At 74.1% G+C, this 26,069-nt stretch carries 17 protein-coding genes and 1 pseudogene; 5 read left to right on the forward strand and 13 right to left on the reverse strand.

The genetic code is table 11. The features are described from left to right. Together JHAT_RS31215 and secD are read left to right on the forward strand one after the other, a co-directional pair. The coding region (locus JHAT_RS31215; protein ID WP_107482078.1) for a hypothetical protein at positions 1–364 on the forward strand (364 nt) is incomplete at its 5' end. Between the two features lie 74 nt (positions 365–438). Next, a complete protein-coding gene (gene secD / locus JHAT_RS31220) occupies positions 439–2,814 on the forward strand; it encodes a protein translocase subunit SecD (protein ID WP_077801650.1) in 2,376 nt (791 codons plus the stop codon). 65 nt (positions 2,815–2,879) lie between these two features. Here the strand turns inward: secD and JHAT_RS31225 are convergent, their stop codons facing one another. Beyond that, positions 2,880–3,485 (reverse strand): GntR family transcriptional regulator, encoded by a 606-nt coding sequence (locus JHAT_RS31225; RefSeq protein ID WP_375603601.1) that lies wholly within the window; start codon positions 3,483–3,485, stop codon positions 2,880–2,882. A 403-nt stretch (positions 3,486–3,888) separates the two neighbouring features. Between JHAT_RS31225 and JHAT_RS31230 the strand changes: the two genes are divergently transcribed. Both JHAT_RS31230 and JHAT_RS31235 read left to right on the forward strand, forming a co-directional pair. Next, positions 3,889–4,734, forward strand: a complete 846-nt coding sequence (locus JHAT_RS31230) for a (2Fe-2S)-binding protein (RefSeq protein ID WP_077801651.1) — start codon at positions 3,889–3,891, stop codon at positions 4,732–4,734. A 303-nt stretch (positions 4,735–5,037) separates the two neighbouring features. Then, positions 5,038–6,090: a DUF2637 domain-containing protein gene (locus tag JHAT_RS31235; protein WP_077801652.1), complete on the forward strand. Its 1,053-nt coding sequence runs from the start codon at positions 5,038–5,040 to the stop codon at positions 6,088–6,090. Positions 6,091–6,159: 69 nt separating this feature from the next. On the opposite strand, the gene JHAT_RS31240 is transcribed toward JHAT_RS31235, so the two are convergent. The 3 genes from JHAT_RS31240 to JHAT_RS31250 form a co-directional block, all read right to left on the reverse strand. Continuing rightward, positions 6,160–6,543, reverse strand: a complete 384-nt coding sequence (locus tag JHAT_RS31240) for an ATP-binding protein (RefSeq protein ID WP_077801653.1) — start codon at positions 6,541–6,543, stop codon at positions 6,160–6,162. A gap of 260 nt (positions 6,544–6,803) precedes the next feature. Continuing rightward, entirely contained in the window at positions 6,804–8,546 is a 1,743-nt protein-coding gene (locus tag JHAT_RS31245; protein ID WP_077801654.1) for a pyruvate dehydrogenase, read from the reverse strand. 27 nt (positions 8,547–8,573) lie between these two features. Further along, the gene (locus JHAT_RS31250; RefSeq protein WP_107482081.1) at positions 8,574–10,082 is read right to left on the reverse strand and encodes a protein phosphatase 2C domain-containing protein; all 1,509 of its coding nucleotides are present in this window, start codon (positions 10,080–10,082) and stop codon (positions 8,574–8,576) included. A 285-nt stretch (positions 10,083–10,367) separates the two neighbouring features. Between JHAT_RS31250 and JHAT_RS31255 the strand changes: the two genes are divergently transcribed. Continuing rightward, a complete protein-coding gene (locus JHAT_RS31255) occupies positions 10,368–11,351 on the forward strand; it encodes a LuxR family transcriptional regulator (protein WP_077801664.1) in 984 nt (327 codons plus the stop codon). Positions 11,352–11,497: 146 nt separating this feature from the next. On the opposite strand, the gene JHAT_RS31260 is transcribed toward JHAT_RS31255, so the two are convergent. The 9 genes and pseudogenes from JHAT_RS31260 to JHAT_RS31300 form a co-directional block, all read right to left on the reverse strand. After that, on the reverse strand, positions 11,498–12,013 hold the full coding sequence (locus JHAT_RS31260) for a methylated-DNA--[protein]-cysteine S-methyltransferase (protein ID WP_077801655.1): 516 nt from the start codon (positions 12,011–12,013) through the stop codon (positions 11,498–11,500). Further along, complete coding sequence (locus JHAT_RS31265) at positions 12,010–13,416, reverse strand: DNA-3-methyladenine glycosylase 2 family protein (protein WP_077801656.1); 1,407 nt, start codon at positions 13,414–13,416, stop codon at positions 12,010–12,012. Before JHAT_RS31265 ends, JHAT_RS31260 begins: the two co-directional genes overlap by 4 nt. Before the next feature lie 102 nt (positions 13,417–13,518). Continuing rightward, a complete protein-coding gene (gene rsgA / locus JHAT_RS31270; RefSeq protein WP_077801657.1) occupies positions 13,519–14,640 on the reverse strand; it encodes a ribosome small subunit-dependent GTPase A in 1,122 nt (373 codons plus the stop codon). A 404-nt stretch (positions 14,641–15,044) separates the two neighbouring features. Next, on the reverse strand, positions 15,045–15,800 hold the full coding sequence (locus tag JHAT_RS31275; protein WP_077801658.1) for a thioesterase II family protein: 756 nt from the start codon (positions 15,798–15,800) through the stop codon (positions 15,045–15,047). Positions 15,801–16,023: 223 nt separating this feature from the next. After that, positions 16,024–16,992: pseudogene (locus tag JHAT_RS31280) on the reverse strand (hydroxyacid dehydrogenase); the annotation flags it as partial. Between the two features lie 64 nt (positions 16,993–17,056). Then, positions 17,057–18,112, reverse strand: a complete 1,056-nt coding sequence (gene sbnB, locus JHAT_RS31285) for a 2,3-diaminopropionate biosynthesis protein SbnB (RefSeq protein ID WP_077801659.1) — start codon at positions 18,110–18,112, stop codon at positions 17,057–17,059. 96 nt (positions 18,113–18,208) lie between these two features. Beyond that, on the reverse strand, positions 18,209–21,763 hold the full coding sequence (locus JHAT_RS31290) for an amino acid adenylation domain-containing protein (RefSeq protein WP_077801660.1): 3,555 nt from the start codon (positions 21,761–21,763) through the stop codon (positions 18,209–18,211). A gap of 489 nt (positions 21,764–22,252) precedes the next feature. After that, positions 22,253–24,334, reverse strand: coding sequence for an AarF/ABC1/UbiB kinase family protein (locus JHAT_RS31295; protein WP_077801661.1), 2,082 nt, complete (start codon positions 24,332–24,334; stop codon positions 22,253–22,255). Between the two features lie 291 nt (positions 24,335–24,625). Further along, positions 24,626–26,069 (reverse strand): alpha/beta fold hydrolase (locus JHAT_RS31300; RefSeq protein WP_143660552.1); only part of this gene is annotated, 1,444 nt, incomplete at its 5' end.

Raw genomic sequence — 26,069 nt, forward strand, 5'->3', positions numbered from 1 at the left:
GCTCACCGCACTGCTGGCCGTCCTGCTGGTCCTGCTCCCGGCCCGGCCCGCGCCGGGCGCACGCGTCGCGCCCGAGGGGCCGCTCCCGGCCCACTCGGTCACCGCCGTCCCCCGCCCGGACGCAGGCCTCCACGCCGACGACGGCTGTCCGGGCACCTGCGCCGCCCAGGCCAGGCCCCGCCACGACCACCTCGGCGAACGTCCCTCGGCACCGGACCACCTCGCCGTCACCGCGCACGGGGCCGGCGCCGTCCCGTCCGCCCGCGGACGGCGGTCCCCGGCGACGCCCGGCTCCCCGTCCGTCTCCCCCGGCCGCGCGCACCACGACCGCGGGCGGGCGCCTCCCGCACCTTCCGGCACCTGACGATCCGTCCTTCCCTTCCTTCTTCCGCCGCGGCCGCGCAGGCCGCCGCCGCGGCGTGCCCGCCGGAGGTCCGTGTGAAACGTTCCCGCCCCCGTCCCCGCTCCCGTTCCCGTGCGCAGGCGCAAGCGCTCCGCGTACGCGCGCTGGTCGCCCTGGCCGTGATCGCCGTGTCGGTGGCCATCGCCGTGACCATGCCGGTCCGCCTCGGACTCGATCTGCGCGGCGGCACCCAGATCGTGCTGGAGACCAGGTCCACGTCCACCACCAAGGCCGGCCGCGAGGCCACCGACCGCACCGTGGAGGTGCTGCGCGGCCGGATCGACGCGCTCGGCGTCGCCGAGCCGACCATCGTCCGCTCCGGCGACGACCGCATCGTCGTCGAGCTGCCGGGCGTGCAGGACCCGAAGAAGGCGGCCGACGTGCTGGGCCGCACCGCGCAGCTCACCGTCCACGCGGTGCTCGGCGCCGCCGAAACGCCGGCCGGCCCCGCCGAGCAGCCGGCCGACCCGTCGAAGGAGCGCGTCCTGCCGGACGAGTCCGGCCAGTCGCTGCGGCTGGCGGCGGCCGGTCTGACCGGTCAGGACGTCAAGGGCGCCGACGCCCGGTTCGACCAGCAGAACGGCGCCGGCTGGCACGTCACCGTCGACTTCAAGGACAAGGGCAGCGACCGCTGGGCCGAGGTGACCGGCGAGGCCGCCTGCAACCCGGCCGGAGACCCGAAGCGCCGGGTCGCCATCGTCCTCGACAACAAGATCATCTCGGCGCCGCAGGTCGACCCCTCGGTGGCCTGCGGCACGGGCATCGCGGGCGGTTCCACGCAGATCACCGGCTCCTTCGACGACGCCGAGGCCCGCGAACTGGCCCTGCTCATCAAGGGCGGCGCCCTGCCCGTGCCGGTGGAGACCGTGGAGCAGCGCACCATCGGCGCCACCCTGGGCGACGAGGCCATCTCGGCCGGCGCCCGGGCCGCCGTCATCGGCACCGCGCTGACCGCGCTGTTCATCATCGTCGTCTACCGGCTCATGGGCGCCCTCTCCACGGTCGCCCTGCTCTGCTACGGCCTCGTCTCCTACGCCGTCCTGGCCGCGATCGGCGCGACGCTGACCCTGCCGGGCCTGGCCGGATTCGTCCTGGCGATCGGCATGGCGGTGGACGCCAACGTCCTGGTGTTCGAACGGGCGCGGGAGGAACAGGCCCTGCGCACCCGGCCCAGTACGCGTTCGGCGCTGACGACCGGTTTCCGCAGCGCCTTCAGCGCGATCGCCGACTCCAACATCACCACGCTGATCGCCGCCGCCCTGCTGTTCTTCCTGGCCTCCGGCCCGGTGAAGGGCTTCGGCGTCACCCTCGGCATCGGCGTCCTCGCCTCCATGGTCAGCGCCCTGGTGATCACCCGGGTGCTCGCCGAGTTCGCCGCGAGCCGCCCGTCGGTCCACCGCCGGCCGCACCTCACCGGCATCTCCACCACCGGCCCGGTCCGCGACGCCCTGCTGCGCCGCGACCCCTTCCTGATGCGCCGGCCGCGCCGCTGGCTGGCCGCCTCCGGCATCGTCCTGGTGCTGGCCGGCTCGGGCATCGCCGTCCGCGGCCTCGACTTCGGCATCGAGTTCACCGGCGGCCGGCTCATCGAGTACTCCACCGCGACCGAGGTCGACCCCGACCGGGCCCGCACCGCGCTCGCCGACGCGGGCTTCCCGCGCGCGGTCGTGCAGTCCTCCGGCGACAACGACCTGACGGTACGCACCGAGGAGCTGACCGACGCGGAGGCGGCCACGGTCACCAGGACCGTCGGCGAGCTCGGCGGCGAGACGAAGAAGGTCCGCGACGAGCTGATCGGCCCCAGCCTCGGCGAGGAGCTGCGCCGGAACGCCCTCGTCGCCCTCGGCCTGGCCCTCGGCGCCCAGCTGCTCTACCTCGCCGCCCGCTTCCGCCTGCTGTTCGGGGCCGCCGCGGTCGGCGCGCTCGCGCACGACGTGGTCATCCTGGTCGGGGCGTTCGCCTGGCTCGGCAAGCCTGTCGACGGGGTCTTCCTGGCGGCGCTGCTGACCGTCATCGGCTACTCGGTCAACGACTCGGTGGTCCTGTTCGACCGCATCCGGGAGCTGCTCGGGAAGGACCGCGGGACGCCGTTCGCCCGGCTCACCAACCAGGCGATCCTGCAGACGCTGCCGCGCACGGTCAACACCGGCATGGGCGCGGTGCTGATCCTCGCCTCGCTGGCGGTGCTCGCCCAGGACTCGCTCACCGACTTCGCCGTCGCCCTGCTGATCGGCGTGACGGTCGGCACCTACTCCTCGGTGTTCACCGCCGCCCCGCTCGCCGTCGAGCTGCACGACCGCGGGAACGGTCCCCGCGTCCGGCGCCGCCCGGGCCGGACCGGCGGGAAACCGGCGGCGCGGCAGCGCACGCGGGAGAGCGAGCCGCGGGAGGTGTCGCAGGAAGTCCCGTAGCGGACCGGGCGGGCCGCGCGCCGCGACGTGCCGGAGCGTCCGGCGCGGCGATGCGCCGGGTCCGCTCAGGGCGTCGCGGCGAAGTGCTCCGCCACCAGGGTCCGCACCACGTCCTGGTCGCCGGCGATCAGCGCGTCCAGCAGTGCCGTGTGCTCGTGCGCGTCGGCGATCAGGTCGGCCCGTCCCCGGGTCGCGGGGGCGCCGGCCGGCGGCCACTGCGCACGGCGGTGCAGGTCGCCGGCGACCCGGACGAGCTGGTCGTTGCCGGCGAGCGCGAGCACCTCGCGGTGGAAGGCCCGGTCGGCCTCGGCGTAGGCCGCCGGGCAGCCCGAGGACGCGGCCCGGACGGTGGCCTCGGCGACGGGGCGCAGCCGGGCCCAGCGCTCGGCGGGCACCGTGCGGGCCAGCCGCAGCAGCACCGGGACCTCGATCAGGGCACGGACCTCGGCGAGCTCGGCCAGTTCCCGGGCGCCCCGCTCGACGACGCGGAACCCGCGGTTGGGGACGACCTCGACGGCGCCCTCCAGGGCGAGCTGCTGCATCGCCTCGCGCACGGGGGTGGCGGAGACGCCGAACCGTTCGCCGAGCGCGGGAGCCGAGTAGACCTCGCCGGGACGCAGCTCTCCGGCGGCCAGCGCGGTGCGCAGGGCGTCGAGGACCTGTCCGCGCACGGAGGAACGCCGCACGGAGGCGCGGGGAGCGCCGAGGGGCCGTTCGCCGAAGGGGTGCTCGCCGCGCGCGGTCCCGGGCGGTCCGGGCGTCGTCCCGGCTCCGGGGGCGGTCCCGGTCCGCGCCGCCGGGCTGGGCCGGCACCCGGACCCGCCCGGCGGCGTCCGGGCGCGGGCCGTCCGTCCCGGCGGGGCCCTGCGTGCTCTGCTTCACGGGGTCCTCCTCCAGGACGTCATCGGTGCGTGAGGGCGTTTCGGAATCGCTCCGGGGTCGTACGGCGGGGTGCCGTCCGGTCCGTCAAGCACCATAAGGGCACAACCCGCCGGTTCCCATATCGGGGATCTTCGGTAAGGTAAGGCTTACCTACAAGCAATCCGTCGCCCTGACGTGGATCGGTGGTCCCGCATGCCTGTCTCCCACCCGGCCGTCGCGGACTCCTACGCGCGCCTGTCCGAGGTGCTGCCGGGCCTGGGCGTCACCGTGCCGGAGGCCGGGGAGGCGCTGCCCCGCGGGGGCGGGTGGGTCGCCGCCGCCTCGCTCGCGGCGGGCGGGGCGGAGCTGGAGGCCTTCCTCGCCTGGGACGACGCCCAGGTGGTGCGGGACTACGGGCAGCGGGCCCGGCCGGACGTGATCGCGAGCTTCGGTCTGCACCGGTACGCCTGGCCGGCCTGCCTGCTGATCACGGTGCCGTGGTTCCTGCACCGCAGGGTGCCCCGCTACCCGACCGCGCACGTCGCCTACGACCGCACCGCCGCGGGACTGCCGCTGGGCCGCATGGCCGCCCGGCCCGCCGGCTTCGCCTGCCTGCCCGGCGACCCCGCCGCCGCGCTGCCCGGCGCGCGGGTGGTCGCCGACGAGGAGGCCCTGCGGGCCGAGGTGCGGGCCGCGGTCGCCGAACACCTGGAACCGGTGCTGGCCGGCTTCGGGCCGCGCATGCGGCGGCGCGGACGCGCCCTGTGGGGCATGGCGACCGACGAGGTCGTCGAGGGCCTGTGGTACGTCGCCCACCTGTTCGGCGAGCAGGAGCGCGCGCGGCGGGAACTGGAGCTGCTGCTGCCGGGGGCGACCGAGCCGTACGTCGGCAAGGCCGCGTTCCGGGAGCTGACCGGACCCGACGGCGAACCGCTGCACACCCGGGACCGGGCGAGCTGCTGCATGTTCTACACGGTGCGCCCCGAGGACACGTGCGCCACCTGCCCGCGCACCTGCGACGCGGACCGCGTCGGCAAGCTGCTCGCCACTGCCGGCTGAGCCGCCCGCGGGTACGGCCGTCCGGCGCCGCCCGCCGGGGCCGTCCGGGCCGGGGCCGCGCGGCGCCCGCACGCCGTCGCACACCTTCCCCCCACCCCGCGGGAAGTTCCCGCGGAGCCCCCCGTACGACCCTTCTCGTTCGAACACAACTCCCTTGTTTCAAGCGTCAGTTCGAGCGTATCGATGTCCCCGGGCACCTCCCCTCACCCCCTGGCGGGCTCTTGCCCCGAAACCCCGGAAGGAGTGCCGGGTCTGGGCCACCATGGCGGGCGTCACGCCCTATCCCGAGGCAAGGGACCCCAGATGAGACTGACCGACATATCGCTGAACTGGCTGCTTCCGGGCGCCGTGCTGCTCCTGGGCATGCTGGCGGCGGTGGCGGTGCTCGCGCGCGGCAGGCGTTCCCCGGGGAAGAACGCGGGCGCGGACGACTCGTGGGAGCGTGCCGAGGAGCGCCGCAGGCGCAAGGAGGCCCTCTACGGCACCTTCTCCTACGTGCTGCTGTTCTGCTGTGCCGCGGTCGCCGCGGCCCTCTCCTTCCACGGACTGGTCGGCTTCGGCGAGCAGAACCTCGGTCTGAGCGGCGGCTGGCAGTACCTGGTCCCGTTCGGACTCGACGGGGCGGCGATGTTCTGCTCCGTGCTCGCGGTGCGCGAGGCCAGCCACGGTGACGCGGCGCTCGGCTCCCGGATACTCGTGTGGACCTTCGCGTTCGCGGCCGCCTGGTTCAACTGGGTGCACGCGCCGCGGGGCATCGGCCACGCGGGCGCCCCGCACTTCTTCGCGGGCATGTCCCTGTCGGCGGCGGTGCTGTTCGACCGGGCCCTGAAGCAGACCCGCCGGGCCGCGCTGCGCGAACAGGGCCTGGTACCGCGCCCGCTGCCGCAGATCCGCACGGTCCGCTGGCTGCGGGCCCCCCGGGAGACCTACCGCGCCTGGTCGCTGATGCTCCTGGAGGGTGTGCGCAGCCTCGACGAGGCGGTCGAGGAGGTGCGCGACGACAAGCGCCGCAAGGAGGAGAACCACCGGCGCCGTCGCGAGCAGGAGCGCCTGGAGCGGGCCCGGTTGAAGGCGATCAGCCGGGGCCACGGCCACCGGGGGCTCCCCGGCCGCGGCGACCAGCAGGTCGAGGTGGACGTGCAGCAGGTGGAACGCGGTGCGGACCGGGCCGCCGCGGAGCCCGCCATATCCGCACCGGAGCAGCTGCCCGTACGCCGGCTTCCCTCCCTGCAGCCCGTGCGCGGCGGAGCTGACCAGGTCACCGTCGATCTCACCGCGGAGGACGACACCCAGACCCTGCCGCGACTGGACTCCCTGGAGCGCAAGCTCAAGGACCTGGAGCAGCAGTTCGGTTAGGGCCGCGCGGCCGGAACGGGCCGGCGTGCCGCCGGAGGGGCGTGACCGCGCGTCACGCCCCTTCGGTGTTCACGCGGTCCCGGCCTCCAGCTCGAACCAGACCGACTTGCCCACGTCGTGCAGCCGCACGCCCCACGCGTCCGCCAGGGACTGCACCAGGAGCATGCCCCTGCCGTGGGTGCTCTCGTCCGGTTCCGCGGCGCGCTGCCGGGGCAGCCGGGCGACACGGTCCCGCACCTCCACCCGCAGTCCGCGCTCCGAGACCGTGGCGGTCAGCACCGCGTCGTCGTCGGTGTGGACGAGCGCGTTGGTGACGAGCTCGCTGGTGAGCAGCTCCGCGATCTCCGACCGTCCCGGTCCGTCCCAGTGCCGCAGCAGCTCGCGCAGTGCCCGGCGGGCCTCGGGCACCGCCCGCAGATCCGCCCGGCCCAGTCTGCGTATGAGCTGTGGCACCGCCTGCCTCTCCTTGTCCCCCGTCCGCGTGGCGATGTCGGTTCCCTTCTCCTCTTCGAACGCGTTCCCGGGGGGATTCTTGCCCGGCGGGACCCCGGGCAGTCATGGCGAACGGCCGACCGGTGCCCGTCCGGCCACGAGGGCGCCGGAACGGCCGGATTCCGCCGCACCCCCGGGCGGAACCGCGCCTCCGGGCGGGACCGCGCCTCCGGGCGGGACCGCGCCTCCGGGCGGAACCGCGCCTACGGGCGGGACCGCGCCTACGGTCGCGGCACGTTGCGCAGGTTCGAGCGGGCCATCTGGAGCATCCGGCCCACACCGCCGTCCAGGACGATCTTCGAGGCGGACAGGGCGAAGCCGGTGACCATGTCGGCGCTGATCTTCGGCGGGATGGACAGGGCGTTGGGGTCGGTGACGACGTCGACCAGGGCCGGCCCCTTGTGCTTGAAGGCCGCCTTCAGCGCCCCGGCCAGCTCCTTCGGCTTCTCCACCCGCACCCCGAAGGCACCGCACGCCTCGGCGACGGCGGCGAAGTCGGGGTTGCGGTTGGTCACGCCGTGCGAGGGCAGGCCCGCGACCAGCATCTCCAGCTCGACCATGCCGAGGGAGGAGTTGTTGAACAGCACCACCTTCACCGGCAGGTCCTGCTGGACGAGGGTGAGGAAGTCGCCCATCAGCATGGTGAACCCGCCGTCGCCGGACATCGAGATCACCTGTCGGCGCCGGTCGGGGAGCTGGGCGCCGATCGCCATCGGCACCGCGTTGGCCATCGAGCCGTGCGAGAAGGAACCGATGATGCGGCGGCGGCCGTTGGGCGTGATGTAACGGGCCGCCCAGACGTTGCACATGCCGGTGTCGACGGTGAACACCGCGTCGTCGTCGGCGACTTCGTCGAGCACGGCGGCGACGTACTCGGGATGGATCGGCACGTGCTTGTCGACCTTGCGGGTGTACGCCTTGACGACACCCTCCAGCGCGTCCGCGTGCTTCTTCAGCATCCGGTCGAGGAAGCGGCGGTTCTTCTTCTCCTTCACCCGGGGGATCAGACAGCGCAGGGTCTCCTTCGCGTCGCCCCACACCGCGAGGTCCAGCTTGGTCCGCCGGCCGAGGTGCTCGGGCCGGACGTCGATCTGTGCGATCTTCACGTCGTCGGGCAGGAAGGCGTTGTACGGGAAGTCCGTGCCGAGCAGGATCAGCAGGTCGCACTCGTGGGTGGCCTCGTAGGCGGCCCCGTAGCCGAGCAGTCCGCTCATGCCGACGTCGTACGGGTTGTCGTACTGGATCCACTCCTTGCCGCGCAGCGCGTGTCCCACCGGGGACTTGATCTTCCCCGCGAACTCCATGACCTCGGCGTGCGCGCCCGCCGTGCCGCTGCCGCAGAACAGGGTGACCTTGTCGGCGTCGTCGATCAGCCGCACCAGCCGGTCGATCTCCTCGTCGCCGGGGCGGACGGTCGGCCGGGAGGTGACCAGGGCGGTCTCGGGCGCCTTCTCCGGGGCGGGCTCCCCCGCGATGTCGCCGGGCAGGACGACCACGCTGACACCGGAGCGGCCGATGGCGTGCTGGACGGCGGTGTCGAACAGCCGGGGAAGCTGCCGGGGGCTGGAGACCAGCTCGCAGTAGTGGCTGCACTCGCGGAAGAGCTGTTCCGGGTGGGTCTCCTGGAAGTAGCCGAGGCCGATCTCGCTGGACGGGATCTGCGAGGCGAGGGCGAGGACGGGGGCCGCGGAGCGGTGGGCGTCGTACAGCCCGTTGATGAGGTGGAGGTTGCCGGGGCCGCAGGAGCCGGCGCACGCCGTCAGCTTCCCGGTGATCTGGGCCTCCGCGCCGGCGGCGAAGGCGGCGGTCTCCTCGTGCCGCACGTGCACCCAGTCGATGCCGGGGTGGCGGCGCACCGCGTCCACGATCGGGTTGAGGCTGTCGCCCACGACTCCGTAGAGGCGTCGCACTCCGGCACGGGTGAGGATGTCGACGAACTGTTCCGCGACGTTCTGTTTGGCCATGGGTCCATGGAGGCACAGGGAGCGGCGTCACGCCTCCCAAACGGCGGCGGCCGTACGGTCGTCGGCGTAACCCTTGACCCGCACGCCGGTGTCGGAGAGGAACCGGGCGAGGCCGGGCGGCCGGGCGTCGCCCCATCGCCGCGCGAGGAGTTCACCCAGCTCCCGCTCGCCGAGCAGCGGCTCGGCCAGGCCCGCGCTGCACAGCAGCAGCACATCACCCGGGCGGGCTATGGAGGCGCGGAAGCGGAACGGCTCGTGGGACGGCTCGCCGGGCGGCCCGGCGTACGGGCCGGCGTACGGACCGGCCGGCCCGGTGACGCCCAGGTCCATGGTGAGCCGGTCGCCCTCGGGTGTCCCGCCCGGCGCGGAGCCGAAGCCGACGACGGGGTCGCCGGTGACGTCGCCCGGGCGTGGTTCGAGGTCCTGCCAGACGCCGTCCCGCAGCCGGAACAGTCCGCCGGCGCCGACGCCGAAGAACACCCGGGTGCGGCACCCGGGGGCGGCGGGCAGCAGCAGGCAGCGCAGGGTGGCCGTGTACTCGTGCGGCGCGAGGCCCTGCTCGGCGGCCTCGGCCCGGAGCCGGCCGAGGCCGCGGTCGGTGAGACGGTGCAGTCCGGACTTCAGGTCGCCGCGCCGGGCGGCGCGCAGGTCCTCGGCGAGCCGGGCGTGGCTGCGGCCCACGGCCCGGCCGATCCACCGGCAGACCTGGGCGGCGGCACGGTGCGTCCCGGCCGTCCCGCGGGCGCCGGTCGCCATCGCCACCAGGACCAGCGCCTGCTCCCCCGCGCCGAACCGGGCGACGAGCAGCGCGTCACGGCGCGGGTCGCCCCGGTAGCGCGCGGAGTCGCCCCGCGTCGAGACGGCCCGCAGGGTGCAGGTCCCGTACCGGGCCCCCTCCAGCACGGTGTCCGTCACCAGGTCGTCCAGCGCGTCGGGGTCGGCGGGCGGCAGCGCGGTGGGCTCGGAGTCGTAGGTGGGCGGCCCCGAGCCGACGTAGTCGCGGGCGGCGGCGGGCGGGTCCGCGGCGGGCCGGGGGACGTCGTCCCGCGGCGGGCCGCCGTCGGGGGGCCGCGGTGACGGGGACGGCGGTGACGGGGACGGCGGCGAGGGGAGGAACGGCGGCGGAGGCGGCGGCAGGACGGAGGCGGCGGCCGGCGGCGGAGGCGGTGGGGACGGCGGCGGGGCGGGCGGGGCCTGCGGGTCGGGTGGAACCTGTGGGGCGAGCGAGGTCTGTGGGTCGGGCGAGGCCTGCGGTGTCTTCGCGGCGGCGTCGCCGGTGCGGGGGCCGGGGACGCCCCGTTGTTCGCGGGTGCCGCGTTGTCCCGGGAGGGCCGGCGGATCCGGTGGCGCCCACCCGGGGGGTCGGCCGTCGGGCGGGGCGTCGTCCGGGCGTCCCACCGCCCCCGCCGCCGAGGCGAACCGGTCGTCCAGGGAATCGGGCGCGGCCGTGGGGCCGGTGTCGCCGGTGGAGTCGTCGTACAGCTGCCCCCACCAGTCGTCCTCGGGACCGGTGGGCCTTCCCCCCTGCTGGCTCATGGTCCTGATTGTCCACCGCGGGGGCCGGATGAGAACGGGGCATCCGGAAAATCCGCCGGGCCCTCGCGCGCCGGACGGCGTGTCGGGTGAGGGGGGCGAACGGTGGTGCGAGCGGGGTCACCGGGCGGTCCCACCCCCCACGGGAGAACCGCCCGGTGACGCCACCTTGGCAGAGTGACCGACGGTACGGCGATGATGTCCCGAGGCGGGTTTGCGCCGTGGCTGTTTCCCGCCACGCGCGGACACCGCGGAATGCTGGTGATCTTCGGGGAGGGACGGCGCCTGATGCTGGGAGTGCTGGGGCTGGAGGACACGCACGAGTCGGCCTACCGGGCGCTGGTGTCCGTGGGGGCGGCCGACGTCCCGGATCTGGCGCGGAGGCTGGCGCTCGGCGAACAGGAGACGGAGCGTGCGCTGCGGCGGCTGGAACACAACGGTCTGGCGGCCCAGTCCTCGGCCCGGCCCGGCCGCTGGGTCGCCGCGCCGCCGGGCGTGGCGCTGGGCGCGCTGCTCACCCAGCAGCGGCACGAGCTGGAGAAGGCGGAGCTGGCGGCGGCGATGCTGGCCGAGGAGTACCGGGCGTCGGCGGGCGAACCGGCGGTGCACGACCTGGTGGAGGTGGTGATCGGCGCGGCGGCGGTGGCGCGGCGTTTCCTGCAGCTCCAGCTGGGAGCGAGCGAGGAGGTGTGCGCGCTGGTCACCGGCAACCCGGTCGCCGTCACCGGCATGGAGAACGACGCGGAGGAGCAGGCCGCCGAACGCGGGGTCCACTACCGGGTGGTGGTCGAGCGGTCGGTGCTGGACCTGCCGACCGGCATCACCGAGCTGACCGCCGCGCTGGGCCGTGACGAGCAGGTGCGGGTGACGGACCGGGTGCCGACCAAGCTGGTGATCGCCGACCGGACGCTCGCCCTGGTGCCGCTCACCGCGCACTCCGCGGAACCGGCCGCGCTGGTCGTGCACGCCAGCGGACTGCTGGAGCTGCTGTCGGGCCTGTTCGACGCGGTGTGGCGGGACGCGCTGCCGCTGCGGCTGGGCGCGTCGGGGGTGACGGAGCAGGAGCCGGACGGGCCCGACGGCACCGATCTGGAGATCCTCTCCCTGCTGCTGGCCGGCCTGACCGACGCGAGCGTCGCCAAACAGCTCGACCTGGGCCTGCGGACCGTGCAGCGCCGGGTCAAACGGCTGATGGAGCTGACCGGGGTGACGACCCGGCTGCAGCTGGGCTGGCACGCGTACGAGCGGGGCTGGGTGTCCCGGACCCGCTGACGGGCCGGCCGCGCTCCCCGCGGAGTCCTGCGGACCGCGGCGGTCTCCCGCGCCCTGGACGGGACGGAGCCGTTCGCCCGCCTGCCGGTGGCCGGGGCGTGGTCCGGGGCGGGGCCGGCCGGCCGAGGTGCCGGCCATGGGCGGTCCTAGAGGCGGACGCCCTCCAGGCCGAGCAGCCGCGTCTTGCGTTCCAGGCCGCCCGCGTACCCGGTCAGGGAGCCGTCGGCGCCGATCACGCGGTGGCAGGGGCGCAGGATCAGCAGCGGGTTGGCGCCGATCGCGCCGCCGACGGCGCGCACCGCCGGGCGGGAGGCGCCGATGCGCGCGGCGATCTCGCCGTACGTCGTGGTCGCTCCGTAGGGCACGGCGTCCAGGGCGGCCCACACGCGCTCCCGGAAGGCGGTGCCCTCGGCGCGCAGCGGCAGCCGGAACTCCGTCAGCTCCCCGGCGAAGTAGGCGGCGAGCTGCGCCTCGGCCTCCCGGAACGGCCCGGCGTCGTGCCGCCAGCCGTCCTGGACGGTGCGGCCGCCCTTCTGCCCGGGCACGGACAGGGAGGTGAGCGCCCCGTCCGGGGCCGCGGTGAGCAGGAGCGTGCCGACGGGGCTGTCGAGCTCGCTCCAGTACGTCACGGGGGCGGTGGTCGAGGTGGTCGTGCTGGTCATCGGTGCTGCTCCCACTCTCCTGCTGCGCGCAGGTGGTTCCAAGCGTACGAGCGCCAGGGGCGCCAGGTGTCGGGCACGGCGGGGCCGGGCGGGGCGACGTCGGGGTCGCCGAGGGCGCGGGTGCGGACGACGGCGGCCGTGCGGGCGTCCAGGCCGGGCAGGGCGAGCAGCGCGCGCTCGGCGTCATCCCGGTCGGCGCCCGGGTCCAGGCGTACGGTGCCGTCGGCGAGGGCGGCGGCGAGGGCGCCGAGGGTGCCGTGCGGCTCGGCGCCGGCGAGGACGGCCGGTTCGGGGAAGAGGTGGGTCAGGGTGCCGCAGGGCGCGTCGAGCGCCTTGCCGTACCGCTGGACCAGCCGTTCGGCCTCCGCACGCCCCACGAGGGCGCGTACGGCGAGTTCGTCGGGGTCGGCGGTGCCCGGCGAGCGCAGCCCGGGGCGGGCGGCGACCAGCGGGGCGAGCCGGGGGTCGGCGCCGAGCCGCTCGTCGACGGCGTACGGGTCCGCGTCGAGGTCGAACAGGCGCCGCAGCCGCTGCACGGACGTGGTCAGGTCGCGCAGGTCGGTGAGGTGCAGGCGGGCGTCGAGCCAGCCGCCGCTGCCGGTCCTCGGCCGGCCCGGCCGTTCCTCGACGGCGACGATGCCGGTGCCGTACGGCAGGCGCAGGGTGCGCCGGTAGACGCGGCGGCCCACCGGGCCGCTCACCTCCTCGATCCCGGCGACCGCCTCCCGCTGGAGCAGGTCGAAGACGGGCCCGGCCCGGTAGGGGCCGCGGTGGGCGAGCCGCAGCGGGATGCCGGCGGACGGGGCGGCTGCCCGCCGGGAGGCCCGGTCGCGGGCCGGGGCGGCGGCGCGCACCTCGCTCGGGGTGGCCGCGTACACGGCCCTGATCGTGTCGTTGAACTGCCGGACGCTGGCGAACCCGGACGCGAACGCGATCTCGGTGACCGGCAGGCCGGTGGTCTGCAGCAGAACGCGCGCGGTGTGCGCCCGCTGGGCGCGGGCGAGGGCCACGGGTCCGGCGCCGAGCTCGCCGGTGAGCTGTCGCTGCACCTGGCGGGTGCTGTAGCCGAGCCGACCGGCGAGTCCGGCGACGCCCTCGCGGTCGACGACGCCGTCGCCGATGAGTCGCATGGCCCGGCCGACGACGTCGGCGCGCACGTTCCAGTCGGCCGAGCCGGGCACGGCGTCCGGGCGGCACCGCCGGCAGGCCCGGAAGCCCGAGCCCTGCGCGGCGGCGGCCGTCGCGAAGAACCTCACGTTGCGCCGCTTCGGCGTGACGGCCGGGCAGCTGGGCCGGCAGTAGATGCCGGTGGTCTCGACGGCGAAGAAGAACACCCCGTCGAACCGGGCGTCCCGGCTGCGGACGGCCTCGTACCTGCTGTCCTCGTGCTCGGCGGTCTCCATCACGTTCTCCCTCACGCCGTCCAGTCTCCGCCGGCCCGGCGGGCCGGGCTGGCGGAAATCGGACATCGCGTCGGGGACCGTGGCGGTGGCCGTGCGGCGCCGCTACCGCACGCGGCCCCGCTTGGCCTCCATCGCCGCCTTGCCGATGGCGCCCCGGCGCTTCCACTCCTTGCGGATCTCCGCGCGCAGCCGGGCGTCGGTCTTGGCGACGATGCGCTGGTTCTCCCGCATGAGCTTGCGGTAGCTCTCCAGCCGGCGCTCGGGCAGTTCGCCGTCGTCGACGGCGACGAGGACGGCGCAGCCCGGCTCGCTCTCGTGGGCGCAGTCGTGGAACCGGCACCGCCGCGCCAGCTCCTCGATCTCGGCGAAGACCTGCCCGACCCCGTCGCCCGCGTCGAAGAGCCCGACGCCCCGCAGCCCCGGGGTGTCGATCAGCACTCCCCCGCCGGGCAGGACGAGGAGGTTGCGGGTGGTGGTGGTGTGGCGGCCCTTGCCGTCGACGTCGCGGACGGTCTGGACGTCCATGACGTCCTCGCCGAGCAGCGCGTTGGCGAGGGTGGACTTGCCGGCGCCGGACTGGCCGAGCAGCACCGTGGTGCCGCCGGAGACGACGGCGGCGAGGGCGTCGAGTCCCTCGCCGTGCGCGGCGCTGACGGGCAGCACCGGCACGCCGGGCGCGGTCGTCTCCACGTCCTGGACGAGGTGGGCCAGGGTCACCGTCACCGGGTCGGGGACCAGGTCGGCCTTGGTGAGGACGACCACCGGCTGGGCGCCGGACTCCCAGGCGAGCGCGAGGAACCGTTCGATCCGGGCGAGGTCGAGCTCGGCGGCCAGGGACACGGCGACGACGGCGTGGTCGACGTTGGCGGCGAGGATCTGCCCCTCGGACCGCTTGGAGGAGGTGGAGCGCACGAAGGCGGTACGGCGCGGCAGGTACGTCCGCACGTAACGCGGGTTGCCGCCCGGTTCGACGGCGACCCAGTCGCCGGTGCAGACGACGCGCAGCGGGTCGTGCGGGGTGACGAACGCGGTGTCGGCCCGGACGACACCAGCGGGCGTGGCGACGTCGCACTGGCCGCGGTCGACCCGTACGACCCGGCCGGGGACGAGCTCCTGGGCGGCGTACGGGGCGAACTCGGCCTCCCAGCCCGTGTCCCAGCCGTAGGCGGCGAGGACCTGCCGAGCGTCGGAGGGGGAAGGCGTGTGGAACGAAGCGTTGGACAAGGGGGGACCCTTCGAAGGGTGGCCCCGGCGGCGCGTTCTGCGCGGAGGTCGAGTGGGTGTCAGCCGGAGACCACGGGGGTGGGAACGATGAACTCCTGCATGCGGGCCGTGCCCGTCACCGTGACAGTCATCAACGTCCTCACCTCCTGCTTCTTCTCGACGAACCGACACCGCCCCTCGGGGAACGGCTGAGCAGCACCATAGCCCCGCCCGGGGCGCGGCACCACCGATTATCGCCTCCGGGCTTCGGCCTGTCGGGCATGACGGCCTTCCGCCGGTTCACTGAGCGGGCCGGCGCCGGGGGTCGGGGATCCATTTCGTCGTCGGTCGCCGGGGGCCGTTCCGGAGGGGTGCGGGGATCCGGTGGAGTTCTCGGGGGCCGCCGCCGCGCGGGGGGGGCCTCGTCAGCCGATGGCGGCCAGTTGTTCCGAGACCCCGCGCACCACCGCGTCGTGCTGTTCGACCAGGTAGAAGTGGCCGCCGGGCAGCACCCGCAGCCGGAATCCGCCGGGCGCGACAGCGCCCCAGGCCTCCATCTCCCGCGCCGTGGTGGACTGGTCCGCGTCCCCGATCCAGGCGTGGACGGGGCAGCCGACCGGGGTGGCGGCGCGCGGTCCGTAGGTGCCCACGATGGTGAAGTCCGCCCGGACCGCCGGCAGCACGAGCTCCTGGACGTCCGGGTCGTCCAGGAGGGCGGTGTCGGTACCGCCGAGCCTGCGCAGTTCGGCGATCAGCGCGGCGTCCCCCTGCCGGTGGAGGTCGCGCGGGGTCAGCCGGTGCGGGGCCTTGCGGCTGGAGACGTGGAGGGCGGCGGGCCGGACGCCGTGCCGTTCCTCCAACCGCAGCGCCACCTCGTAGGCCAGTGAGGCGCCCATGCTGTGGCCGAAGAGCGTGAGGGGGACGTCCGTCGAGGGCAGCAACGCCGCGGTGACCCGGTCGGCGAGCACCTCCATGCTGTCGATGCACGGATCGGCCAGCCGTTCGTGCCGGCCGGGGTACTTCGCCACCAGGACGTCGGTACCGCCGTCGAAAGCGCGGCCCCAGGCGTGGAAGAAGCTCGCGGAGCCGCCCGCGTGCGGCAGGAGCACCAGCCGGCGCCGGGGCGTTCCGGTCGCGGGGTACCTGCGGAACCACGTGTTGCCGTCCGTGCCGTTCGTCATGCTCGTACGCCTTTTGTCGTCGGGTCTGTCGGATGTCCGTGTCCACACCGCGGTGACGGGGACGCCGGGAGCGCGGAGGAAGGCGGTGTTCCCGGTCAGGAGCGGGTCCACCGCGACATCGCGCCACTCGACCGGCCTGGGGCGGAGTCCAGCGCTCCCGGCGGCGTGACCGGGCCGCGGTGAGCGGCCGTCCCGGTTGCTCGGTCGGGGTCGGTCACGGGGCCGGTCGGGTGTCGGCCGCATCCGTCCGCATGTCGACCGCCTCGGGGACGGGCCGTCCCGACAGTGCCTGCCGTACGGATGTGGCGACGGCCGTTCCGGCCCGCTCCTGGGCCTCGGCGGTCCCGGCGCCCAGGTGCGGGGTGACGACCACGTTGTCCAGCTCGAAGAGCGGGGAGTCGGTGCAGGGTTCGGTGGCGAAGACGTCGACGGCCGCGCCCGCGACCCGGCCTTCCTTGAGCGCGGCGTAGAGCTCGCCCTCGTCCACGATGCCGCCCCGGGCCGCGTTGACCAGGCGGACGCCGGGCTTGACCTTGTGCAGTGCGTCGAATCCGATCAGGCCCGTCGTCTCGCTCGTCCTCGGCAGGTGGACGGTCAGGAAGTCGGCCTCGGTGAGGAGTTCGTCGAGCCCGGTCATGCGTACGCCGCTCCGGGCGGCGTGCTCCGGCCGGACGTAGGGGTCGTAGGCGAGCAGCCGCATGTCGAAGGCCGCCATGCGGCGCGCCACCAGCGACCCGATGCGTCCGAGGCCGATGATGCCCAGCGTCTTGCCGGACAGCTCCACCCCGGTGTACCGGCTGCGCTGCCACCGGCCTTCCTTGAGCGCCGCACCGGCCTGCGGGATGTTCCGCGCCACCGCGAGCAGGAGGCCGACGGTGAGTTCGGCGGCGCTGACGACGTTGGCCGTGGGGGCGTTGACCACCATGACGCCCGCCCTGGTGGCGGCGGCCACGTCCACGTTGTCGAGGCCCACGCCCGCCCGGCCGATCACTTTGAGCCGGGTTCCCGCCGCGATCGCCTCCGCGTCCATCCGGGTGGCGCTGCGGATCAGGACGGCGTCCGCTCCGGGCAGCGCCGCGAGCAGCGCCTCCCGGTCGGCGCCCGCGCAGTGGCGGACGTCGATGTCCGGTCCGAGCGCGGTGACGGCGGCCGCGGAGAGCTCCTCGGCCATCAGTACGACTGGCTTGTCCATGACGCGACTCCTGTCTCGTGGGGGCGGCTCGGGCCGGCGGCGGCGGTGCCGGTGACGACAGGGCTCAGGAACGCGCCGCGGAGCCGTTGTCGCCGTAGCGGTCGAGCTCGTGGAAGAAGCCGTCGACGACGTCCAGCCGGCCCGCGTCCCGCAGCTCGTCGTGCACGTGCCGGCCGAGCGCGATGTCCAGCACTCCCAGGCCGAAGGGCGAGAAGACCACGGGACGGTCGGCAGGCAGCTCGACCCTGCCCTCCAGGACGTCGAAGAGGGTTCCGTCGATGAAGTCGCGGTTCCCGGTGAGCTGTTCCACGAGGTGCGGGGAGGTGTCCGCCTTGAGGCAGTGCTCGATGTCGTCCACGATGTTCGCGGAGGCCAGCAGGATCTCCGGGGACAGGTCCCGCAGCGACACGTTGAGGACGAGCGGGTTGTGGGCGAACCACGCCGGGTCGTGGACGTGCGGGCTGCCGGCGACGGTGGCGAAGACCACCAGGTCGCTCTCCGCGATCAGCTCCTCCGCCGAGCCGTGCACCACGATGGGCGCGTTGCCGGGGCGGCTTCCCAGGTAGCCGGCGAACGCCTCGGCGTGCTGCTCCGACAGGTCGTGGACGCCCAGTTCGTCGAAGGTCCAGCCGGTGGCCTCGAGGTAGTGGTGGATGTACCGGGCGATGAGCCCGGTGCCGATGAAGCCGATCCTGCGGGGCCGCTCACCGCGGCTGAGCCGGTCGGCGGCGAGCGCGGCCGACGCCGCGGTCCTGGAGGCGCTGATGATGGAGCTTTCCAGGCAGGCGAAGGGGTAGCCGGTGGTGTGGTCGTTGAGGATCAGCACCGCCGATGCCCGCGGGATGCCCGCCGCGACGTTCTCGGGGAAGCTCGAGATCCACTTCAGGCCGTCGGTCGGCCGGTCGCCGCCCACGGCGGCGGGCAGCGCGATGATGCGGGAGCTGGGCCGGTCGGGAAAGCGCAGGAAGTAGGAGGGCGGATTGACCGAGTCGCCCCGGCCGTGCAGCCGGTAGACGCTCTCGACCAGGTCCACGACCTGCTTCTCGTTGCCGGCGAGCACGTCGGCGACCTGGGCACCGCTGATGACGGCGAAGGGTGGTACCACGGACTGGGGGGACATGACGTACTCCATCTGCTGGGTGGTGGGTGGGTCGCGCCGGGTACGGGGCGCCGGCGGCCGGGGGGACCGGCCGGGTGTCGGAGGTGCCGGGTGCCGTCAGTGGCCGTCGGGGCCGGGGAGGCAGGTGACCGGGTCGCCGAGGACGACCGCGATCTCGCGGTCGCCTTCGTAGGGCTCCCGGCTGTGGGCCATCCGGAGGTTGTCGACGATCAGCAGGTCCCCGTCGCGCCAGGGCTCGCGGAGCGTGTGCTTCTCGTAGACGCTGTTGATGGTGAGCACCGTGTCCTCGTCGAGGGGCGCGCCGTCGCCGTAGAAGCTGTTGAAGGGCAGCCCGTCCTGGCCGAATTCGAAGGTCAGGTAGTCCCTGACCACCGGGTCCAGGGTCCACTCGTTGAGGAAGGCGATCTGGTTGATCCAGCCGCGCCGTCCCGTCACGGGGTGGCGCATCACGGCTGCGGCCCGCTGCCGCGTGCGCAGGCCGCCGTCGCTCTGCCAGGCGTACGTGATGCCCCGGGCGTCGCAGTACTCCTCGACGGCCGCGCGGTCCGCCGTGCCGAAGGCGTCGGTCAGGGTGACGCCGACGGTCTGCGTGTAGTTGCGGACGAGCGACCAGCCCTCCTTCTCGAAGCGGTCGACGAGTTCGGCGGGGAGCGCCTCCAGCACCTCGTGGGAGTCGGCGACCGCGGTCACGCCGCCGGAGGCGGGAGCCTTGAGGGCGGCGAACAGGAGCGTGCCGGGGACCTCGCGGGCGTAGCTCAGCTCGTGGTGCATGCACATCGGCTGGCCGGCGGGCCATTCGGACGACGAGTGGACGCCGTCCGCCAGGACCTGCCGCGGGGCGAAGCCCTCCCGTTCGGTGATGATCCGGTCCAGGTACGCCCGGCCGAACCGGGCGACGGTCTCCGCGTCGCGCAGGCCGAGGCCCCGGACCAGCACGGCCCCGTGCACCGCCACGGTGGCGCGCAGCCGCGCCCGGTGTTCGGCGGCCCAGGCGGCCGGGTCGGCCGGGGCGGGGCCGTCGAGTTCGAGCACGACGGGGCGGTCGCCGATGCGGGTCACGTCGAACGGGGGGACCCCTGCCGGGTCCGGCACGGGGACGGCGGGAGTGCCGGCAGGGGTGGCGGCAGGGGTGACGGCCGGCGCGGCAGCCGGAGTTCCGGTCGAGGCGACGTCCGGCGTTCCGGTCGAGGCGACGTCCGGCGTTCCGGTCGAGGCGGCGGCCGGCGTTCCGGCGGGAGCGGCGGCGGCCGGGGGCAGGAAACGGGCGAGCTCGTGGAGCCTGGGGTGCTCGATCACGTCGCGCAGGGTGAACGCCCGGCCCGTCCGCACGACGAGCTGCACCGCCGAGAGCGAGGTACCGCCCAGCCCGGAGAAGGTGTCGTGGCGTCCGACCGTGCCCGCGGGCAGCCGCAGCACGGCCTCCCACGCCTCGGCCAGCCGCCGCTCCGCGTCCGTACGGGGCTCCTCGTGACCCCGCTCCGCCTCCTGGGCGGCCAGTTCCGAGGCGATCGCGACGAGGGCGCGCTTGTCGGTCTTCCCGTTGGGGGTGAGCGGCAGGACGTCCAGGCGCTCCAGCCTTTCCGGCACCATGTACGCGGGCAGTGTCCGCGCCAGTCGTTCGCGCAGTGCCGCCGCGGGTTCCTCGGAGCCGGTCTGGAAGCCGACCAGGTGGCGTCCCTGGTCGGGGCTCTCCACGACCACGACGGCGCCGTCGCGGACGCCCGGCAGCTTCAGCAGCTGGTTCTCGATCTCGCCGATCTCGATCCGGAAGCCACGGATCTTGACCTGCGCGTCGCGGCGTCCGAGGTACTCGAGCGACCCCCCGGGCAGCCAGCGTCCGAAGTCGCCGGAGCGGTAGAGACGCCGGCCGGGGCGGTGCGGGTCCTCGCCGAACGCCTGGGCCGTGCGCTCGGGGTCGTTGACGTATCCGCGGCCCACGCACACACCGGAGAAGACGATCTCCCCGGGCGCGCCGAGGGGGACCGGCCGCAGCTCGTCGTCGACGACGTAGACGGTGACGTTGCCGACCGCGGGGCCCAGCGGTACCGAGTCCCACACCGGTACCGAGGTCATCACCTCGTGGTTGGTGTCGTCGCAGGTCTCGGTGAGTCCGTAGGCGTTCACCAGGGCGATGTCCGGGAACCGCGCGAACCAGCGCACGGTCAGTTCCTTCTTCAGCGCCTCGCCGGTGACCGACACGCAGCGCAGCGCGGGCAGTTCCCGGGGGCTGGTCTCCAGCCGTGCGAGCACGACCTCCAGGTAGGAGGGAACGGCCTGGAGGACCGTGACGCCGCCCCGTTCGACGGTGTCGAGGTACCGGTCGACGTCGAGGACCGCGTCCTGCTCGACGATCAGCGTGCGTCCGCCGACGACCAGGGCCGCCACGAGCTGCCACAGCGAGATGTCGAAGGACTGCGGGGCGGTCTGGGCCACCACCTGTCCCTCGCCGATCCCCAGGTCGTCGATCTTGGCGAACAGGTGGTTGACGAAGCCCGCGTGCTCGCACATCGCGCCCTTGGGCTCTCCGGTGGAGCCCGAGGTGAAGTACAGGTAGGCGAGCTGGTCCGCGGCGACGGGCACCTTGGGGTCGTCCTCGGAGCGGCCCTCGTCGTAGGCGTCGGCGATGGTGAGGAGTTCCAGGCCCGGTGCCGCGGCCCGCTCCAGGTGCCCCGGGCCGCCGGGCTCGGTGAGGACGATCGCGCAGCCGCTGCGCTCCAGGGTCCGGGCCATCCGGTCGGCCGGGGCGTGCGGCTCGATGGGCAGGTAGGCCGCTCCGGCCTTGAAGACACCGATGACCGCGGCCAGCCAGTCGAGATTGCGCTCGGTGACCACGGCCACCACCGCCTCGGCCCCCAGTCCCCTGCCGAGCAGGGCGTGGGCGATGCGGTTCGCGCGGGCGTTGAGCTGCGCGTACGTCAGGGTCTCACCGGCCCGCTCGGCGGCTGTCTCCGTCGGCCTGAGGGCGGCCTGCTCCTCGAACAGCTCGTGGAACCGGCGGTCCGGTATCCGCCGCTCGGGACCGGCGAGCCCGTGGATCTGGTGCTGGAACTCGGCGTCGGACAGCAGCCCGCGGGCGCGGCTCGGTGCGTCGGGCTCGGCCGCCATCCGCTCCAGTGCCGTGACGTAGTAGCCCGCGATGCGGCCGGCCGCTCCGGCGTCCAGCACGTCGGTGCGGTAGCGCAGGAGGACGGCCGGGCCCGCGGGTCCGTACCGCAGGGTGGTGGTCAGTACGGTGCCCGTCGCGGGTTCCCCGGGGTCGCCGTCGACGTGCCCGAGGTCCAGCACCGTCTCGAAGGCACCGTCGGCGGGCCGGGCGGCCGCCTGCTCGGACACGGTCAGCAGCTCGCGCCAGGTCTCGTCGTGGAGGGTGAGGGCACGGGGCTGCGGTCCGGCCTCAGGGGCGGCGGTCGGCGGAACGTACCCGGACACGAGGGCGCGCTCGCCGCTGAGTGCGGACAGCACGGCGGTGTGGGCGGCGACGAGGGCCGCTTCCCACCCGGTCGCGGAGCGCCGGGACAGCAGTCTGATCCGCGCGGCCAGCCGTACCGGGACCGGCCGGGTCAGCGTGGCCTGTTCGGCCTCCCCCTCGGGGACGGCGCCTGGCGGAACCCACCGCGGGATCAACCGCTGAGGTGCTCCAGTGATCGTCATCGCTCTCTCCTGTAGGGCCGGTCCGCTGAGGTCGGGAGGGTGGTGGCGCGAGGCCGAGGTCGTGGCGCACGACCGGCCGGCAGTCGGTCGAGCCCGAAGAAGACGCCGTCCGTGGTGCCGGCGGACATTCCGTCTCCGCCGACCGGCGAGTTCTTCGGGCTCGACTGCCCTGTGTGGACGGCGAATTTCCTCTGCATTCACCGTCTCCCGATTCGGAACCGACCTTAGGCACCGGGGATCCGATTCGACAAGGGATTCCCGGGCCGTAACGCGGCCCGCAATTCGAGGAATTGAATATGAAAAACCGAAGGGCGTGTTGCGCGGGCTCGGAACCGGGGCCCGCCACGCCCGCGGCGGGCCGCCGCACGGCCTGGACACGGTCCTCGGGAATGCCTGGTGGCAGTCGGCTGCCATCGGCCGACCGCGCCGCCTCCGTATCCCGGGAGCGATGACCGCGGGTGACCTCTTGCGGGCATAAGGAAATTCTCGCTAAGGGCTTCGGCGCATGGCCGTGTGAAGTGCCCGCAGCATGAGGATCGCGCTCACCGCCAGCAGGTGGTATCCCAGCAGCGGATAGAGCTCCAGCTGTTCGGTGACGTGCGGCCCGCGCCGGGTGCCGAACACCGCGAGCATGACTCCCATGAGGCCGGTGCAGGCCGCCAGCAGCGTGACGGTCAGCTGGTGGAGCAGGCCCGTGACGAAGCGCCGCTCCCGTTCGTCGGCGAGGACGCGGACCCGTACGCCCAGGCGTCCCTCCTCCAGGGCGGAGCTGATGCGTTCGACGCGCCGGGGCAGCCGGCGCAGCATCGGCAGTACGGAGAGGAGTTCGTGGGCCGCGCTGTGCGCCAGGGACGGGAAGCCGGGCAGCTCGAACCCGTTGCCCGCACCGTCCTCGTCCGGACGCCTCCGTCTGCGGAACCGCAGGTCCTCGGTGACCATCCCGACGGCGAAGGCACGTGCCTCCTCCAGCAGGTCGAACCCGGGGGCGAGCTGGGTCAGGGTTCCCTCGACCGTGGCCAGGGCCCGGAAGACCGCGGCGATCTCCGGCGGCACCGCGAGCCCGAACCGGGACAGCATCCGGAAGAGGGCGGTGAACGTCTCGGAGTCCGGGCGCGCGCCCGCCCCCAGGTGCTGGGCCATGAACCGCCCGAGCTCCCGCTCCAGCAGCAGCGGATCGGGCATCAGCTCCTCGTTCGTCGTCGCCCGGGTGCCCAGCAGGGCGAGCAGCGCGTCGTGGAGCCTGGCCGGGTCGCCCCGTTCGACGGACACCAGCAGTTCCTGGATGGCGACGCGCGCGGGGGGCCCGATCCGGCCGACCGAACCGAAGTCGATCAGTCCGATCCGCCCGTCGTCGAGCAGCAGCACGTTCCCCGGGTGCGGGTCGGCGTGGAAGACCCCGGCCCGCAGGATCTGGCGGAGCATGGCCGACAGAACGGTCCGGGCCAGTGCTCGGCGGTCCAGGCCCTCCTTCCGGACGACGGCCGGGGCCCGGTCGAGCGTGACCCCTCCCAGCCACTCCTGCACCAGGATCCGGGCCGACGTGTACGCGTGGTACACCTGCGGGATGCGTACCTCCGCATCGGCCTCGAACCCGCCGCACGTCCCGGCGACCGCGCCCGAGTTGCGGGCCTCGACGCGGAAGTCGAGTTCCTCGCGGAGGGATTGGGCGAAGCCGTCGCCCAGCTCGCGCAGTCCCAGGGACTGCGCGTTCCGGACCCGGCCCTCGAGCCCCCGGGCGAGGGTGAGCACGATGTCGAGGTCGCGTTCCACGCTCTCCCGTACGCCGGGACGCTGCACTTTGACGACGACGGTCGGACCGCCGTGCAGGCGCGCGCGGTGCACCTGGGCTATGGAGGCGGCGGCGAGCGGTTTGTGCTCGAACCATTCGAAGACCTGCTCCACCGGCTTGCCCAGTTCCTCGCGGAGCAGCGCCTCCACCTCGGGCCATGGCGCCGGGGGCACGCTGCTCTGCAGACGCCTGAGTTCGTCGACGAAATGGGGCGGCAGCAGGTCGCGGCGGGTGGACAGCACCTGGCCGAGTTTGACGAAGACCCCACCGCACTCCTCGAGTGCGATCCGCAGCGACCTGGCGGACTGCTCTCCGAACTCTCCCGGGCTCATCGCCCGTTCCAGGCGGGAGCGGCTGCGCAGCAGCCGGCCCAGACCGTTGCGCATGAAGATCCGGCTGATCTGCGAGTAGCGGCAGGCACGTCGGAACCGTGCGCCCGCACCGCGCAGCAACTGCAGGGGAAGCGCCCAGCTCCCGCGCGGAAGGAAGACGTCGGCGAACACGATGGTGATCATCGCGGCGAAGAGGGACAGCGCGATCTGCACCGCGGTGAGCACCCCGCGACTGCCTTCCTCCGGCACCATCTGCCCGAAGCCGGACAGTGTTCCCAGCGCCACCAGGCCCGCGAAGAGGGCCCGCAGCGGACCGATCGTGATGCCGAGCAGTCCTCGGGACGCCGCCCGGACACCGAGGAAGACGCCCCCGAGGGTGACCGCGGTCGTCAGCACGATGACGACCGTCAGAGCGGGACCGTCGATCCCGACGGCGGCCGGTACGCTCATGGAAGGACTCCCTCGGTAGGTCGCGGGCCACCCTAGGCCGGGTGGGGGCGCGTTCCGACGGACCTGTCAGCTACCTGCAGGAGCCGCCGCCCGCGGGGCCGACGGGCGGCGGGGTGCGGCGGGAGGAAGGCGTCTTCCGGGTCCCGGGAATGCACCTTCCTGCCAGCGGTCCCCGGCTCGCGCCGGGCCCCGCCCGGGCACCAGGAGGGCCCGCAGGGATGTGGCGTACGGCCGGTCACGGCCGACGAGCACCTCCCCGCGGGCCCGTGGATCAACGGACTCGCGTGCCGGTCACCCCTCGGAGGAAGGACCCGCCAGCCGTTCGCCGAGTGCCTCCCCGATCAGCTTGAGGGCGTCGGGCTGCATCATCGCGTCGTGGGTGCAGTTCAGCTCCCGGACGTCCATCTTCTCCGTGAGGTGGTCGTTCCACAGTTCCACGTCCGGAGCGGTCTCCGGGCGTCCCTCGACCGCCCGGAAGAACAGCACCTCGCCGTCGAAGGACCCGGGGGTGTGACCACTGTCGATCACCATGTTGTTCCGGGTCACCCGGCCCACCCGCGCCAGGGTGTCGGCGTCGAAGTTGCCGAACATGCCGCCCTGGTCGCTCAGCAGCTCCATCGCGGCGCTCGGCGTCAACGGGCCGGCCGGGTCGGGCTCGGCCCCGGCGTACTTCAGCAGCGCGTCGAGCAGCTCCTCGTCCGACGGGGCCGGGACCGTCTCACCGTGCTGCGCGGGGTAGGAGTCGAGCATGGCCAGCAGCTCCACCTCCTCCCCGGCCTGCTGCAGCTGTACGGCCATGGCGTGCGCGACCACTCCGCCGAAGGACCAGCCGAGCAGGTGGTACGGGCCCGACGGCTGGACCGCGCGCACGTGGGCGACGTACTCGGCCGCCATCTCCTCCAGTGTCCGCGGCAGCTGCTCGTCGGCGGCCATCCCTCGGGCCTGCAGCACGTGGACGGGGTGCTCGGCCGCCACTTCGCGCAGCAGCCCGGCGTAGGACCAGCCGAGGCCGCTGACCGGGTGCACGCAGAACAACGGTGCCCGGGACCCGGCCTTGCGCAACGGCAGGAGGACGTCGAAGACACCGCCCTCGTCGTCGCCGTCGAGCTGCAGGGCCAGCTCGGCCACGGTGGGGGCCTCGAACAACGCCCGGATCGGCAGGCGCACGCCGAACACGGACCGTATCTCCGCCAGCATCTTGACGATCATCAGGGAATGGCCCCCGAGGTCGAAGAAGTTGTCGTTCACCCCCACGCTCGGCAGACCCAGCGCCTCCGCGAACAACGCGCACAGCAGCTCTTCGCGTGCGTTGCGGCCCGGCCTGTCCCCCGCACGAGCACCGGTGTCCGGGGCGTCGAGGTCCGTCGAGGCGAGCCGCGCGGGCCGTCCCTCGATCTCCGGGACGTCGATGCTGCTCACGGGGGCCGAGGGGTCGGCCACCATCGCCCGGAGCACCCGGAGCAGCCGCTGTGCCAGCTCTTCCGCCGTGGAGCGGTCGAACAGGTCCAGGCTGAAGCCCACGACGCCGGCCAGTGTGGTGCCGGCTTCGTCGTCGTGCTCGTCGAAGACGAAGGACAGGTCGAACTTCGCGGCGTCCACCGGCACCTGGAAGGGACGGGCTTCGATGCCGGGCAGGTCGATGGTGGCTCCGGAGACGTTCTGGAACTCCACGGTGACCTGGAAGAGGGGGTGGCGGGAGAGGGAGCGGTCGGGGTTGACGACCTCGACCAGCCGC

Origin of the sequence: Streptomyces sp. JHA26 (genome assembly GCF_002005565.1) — a bacterium.
Classification (GTDB): Bacteria; Actinomycetota; Actinomycetes; order Streptomycetales; family Streptomycetaceae; genus Streptomyces.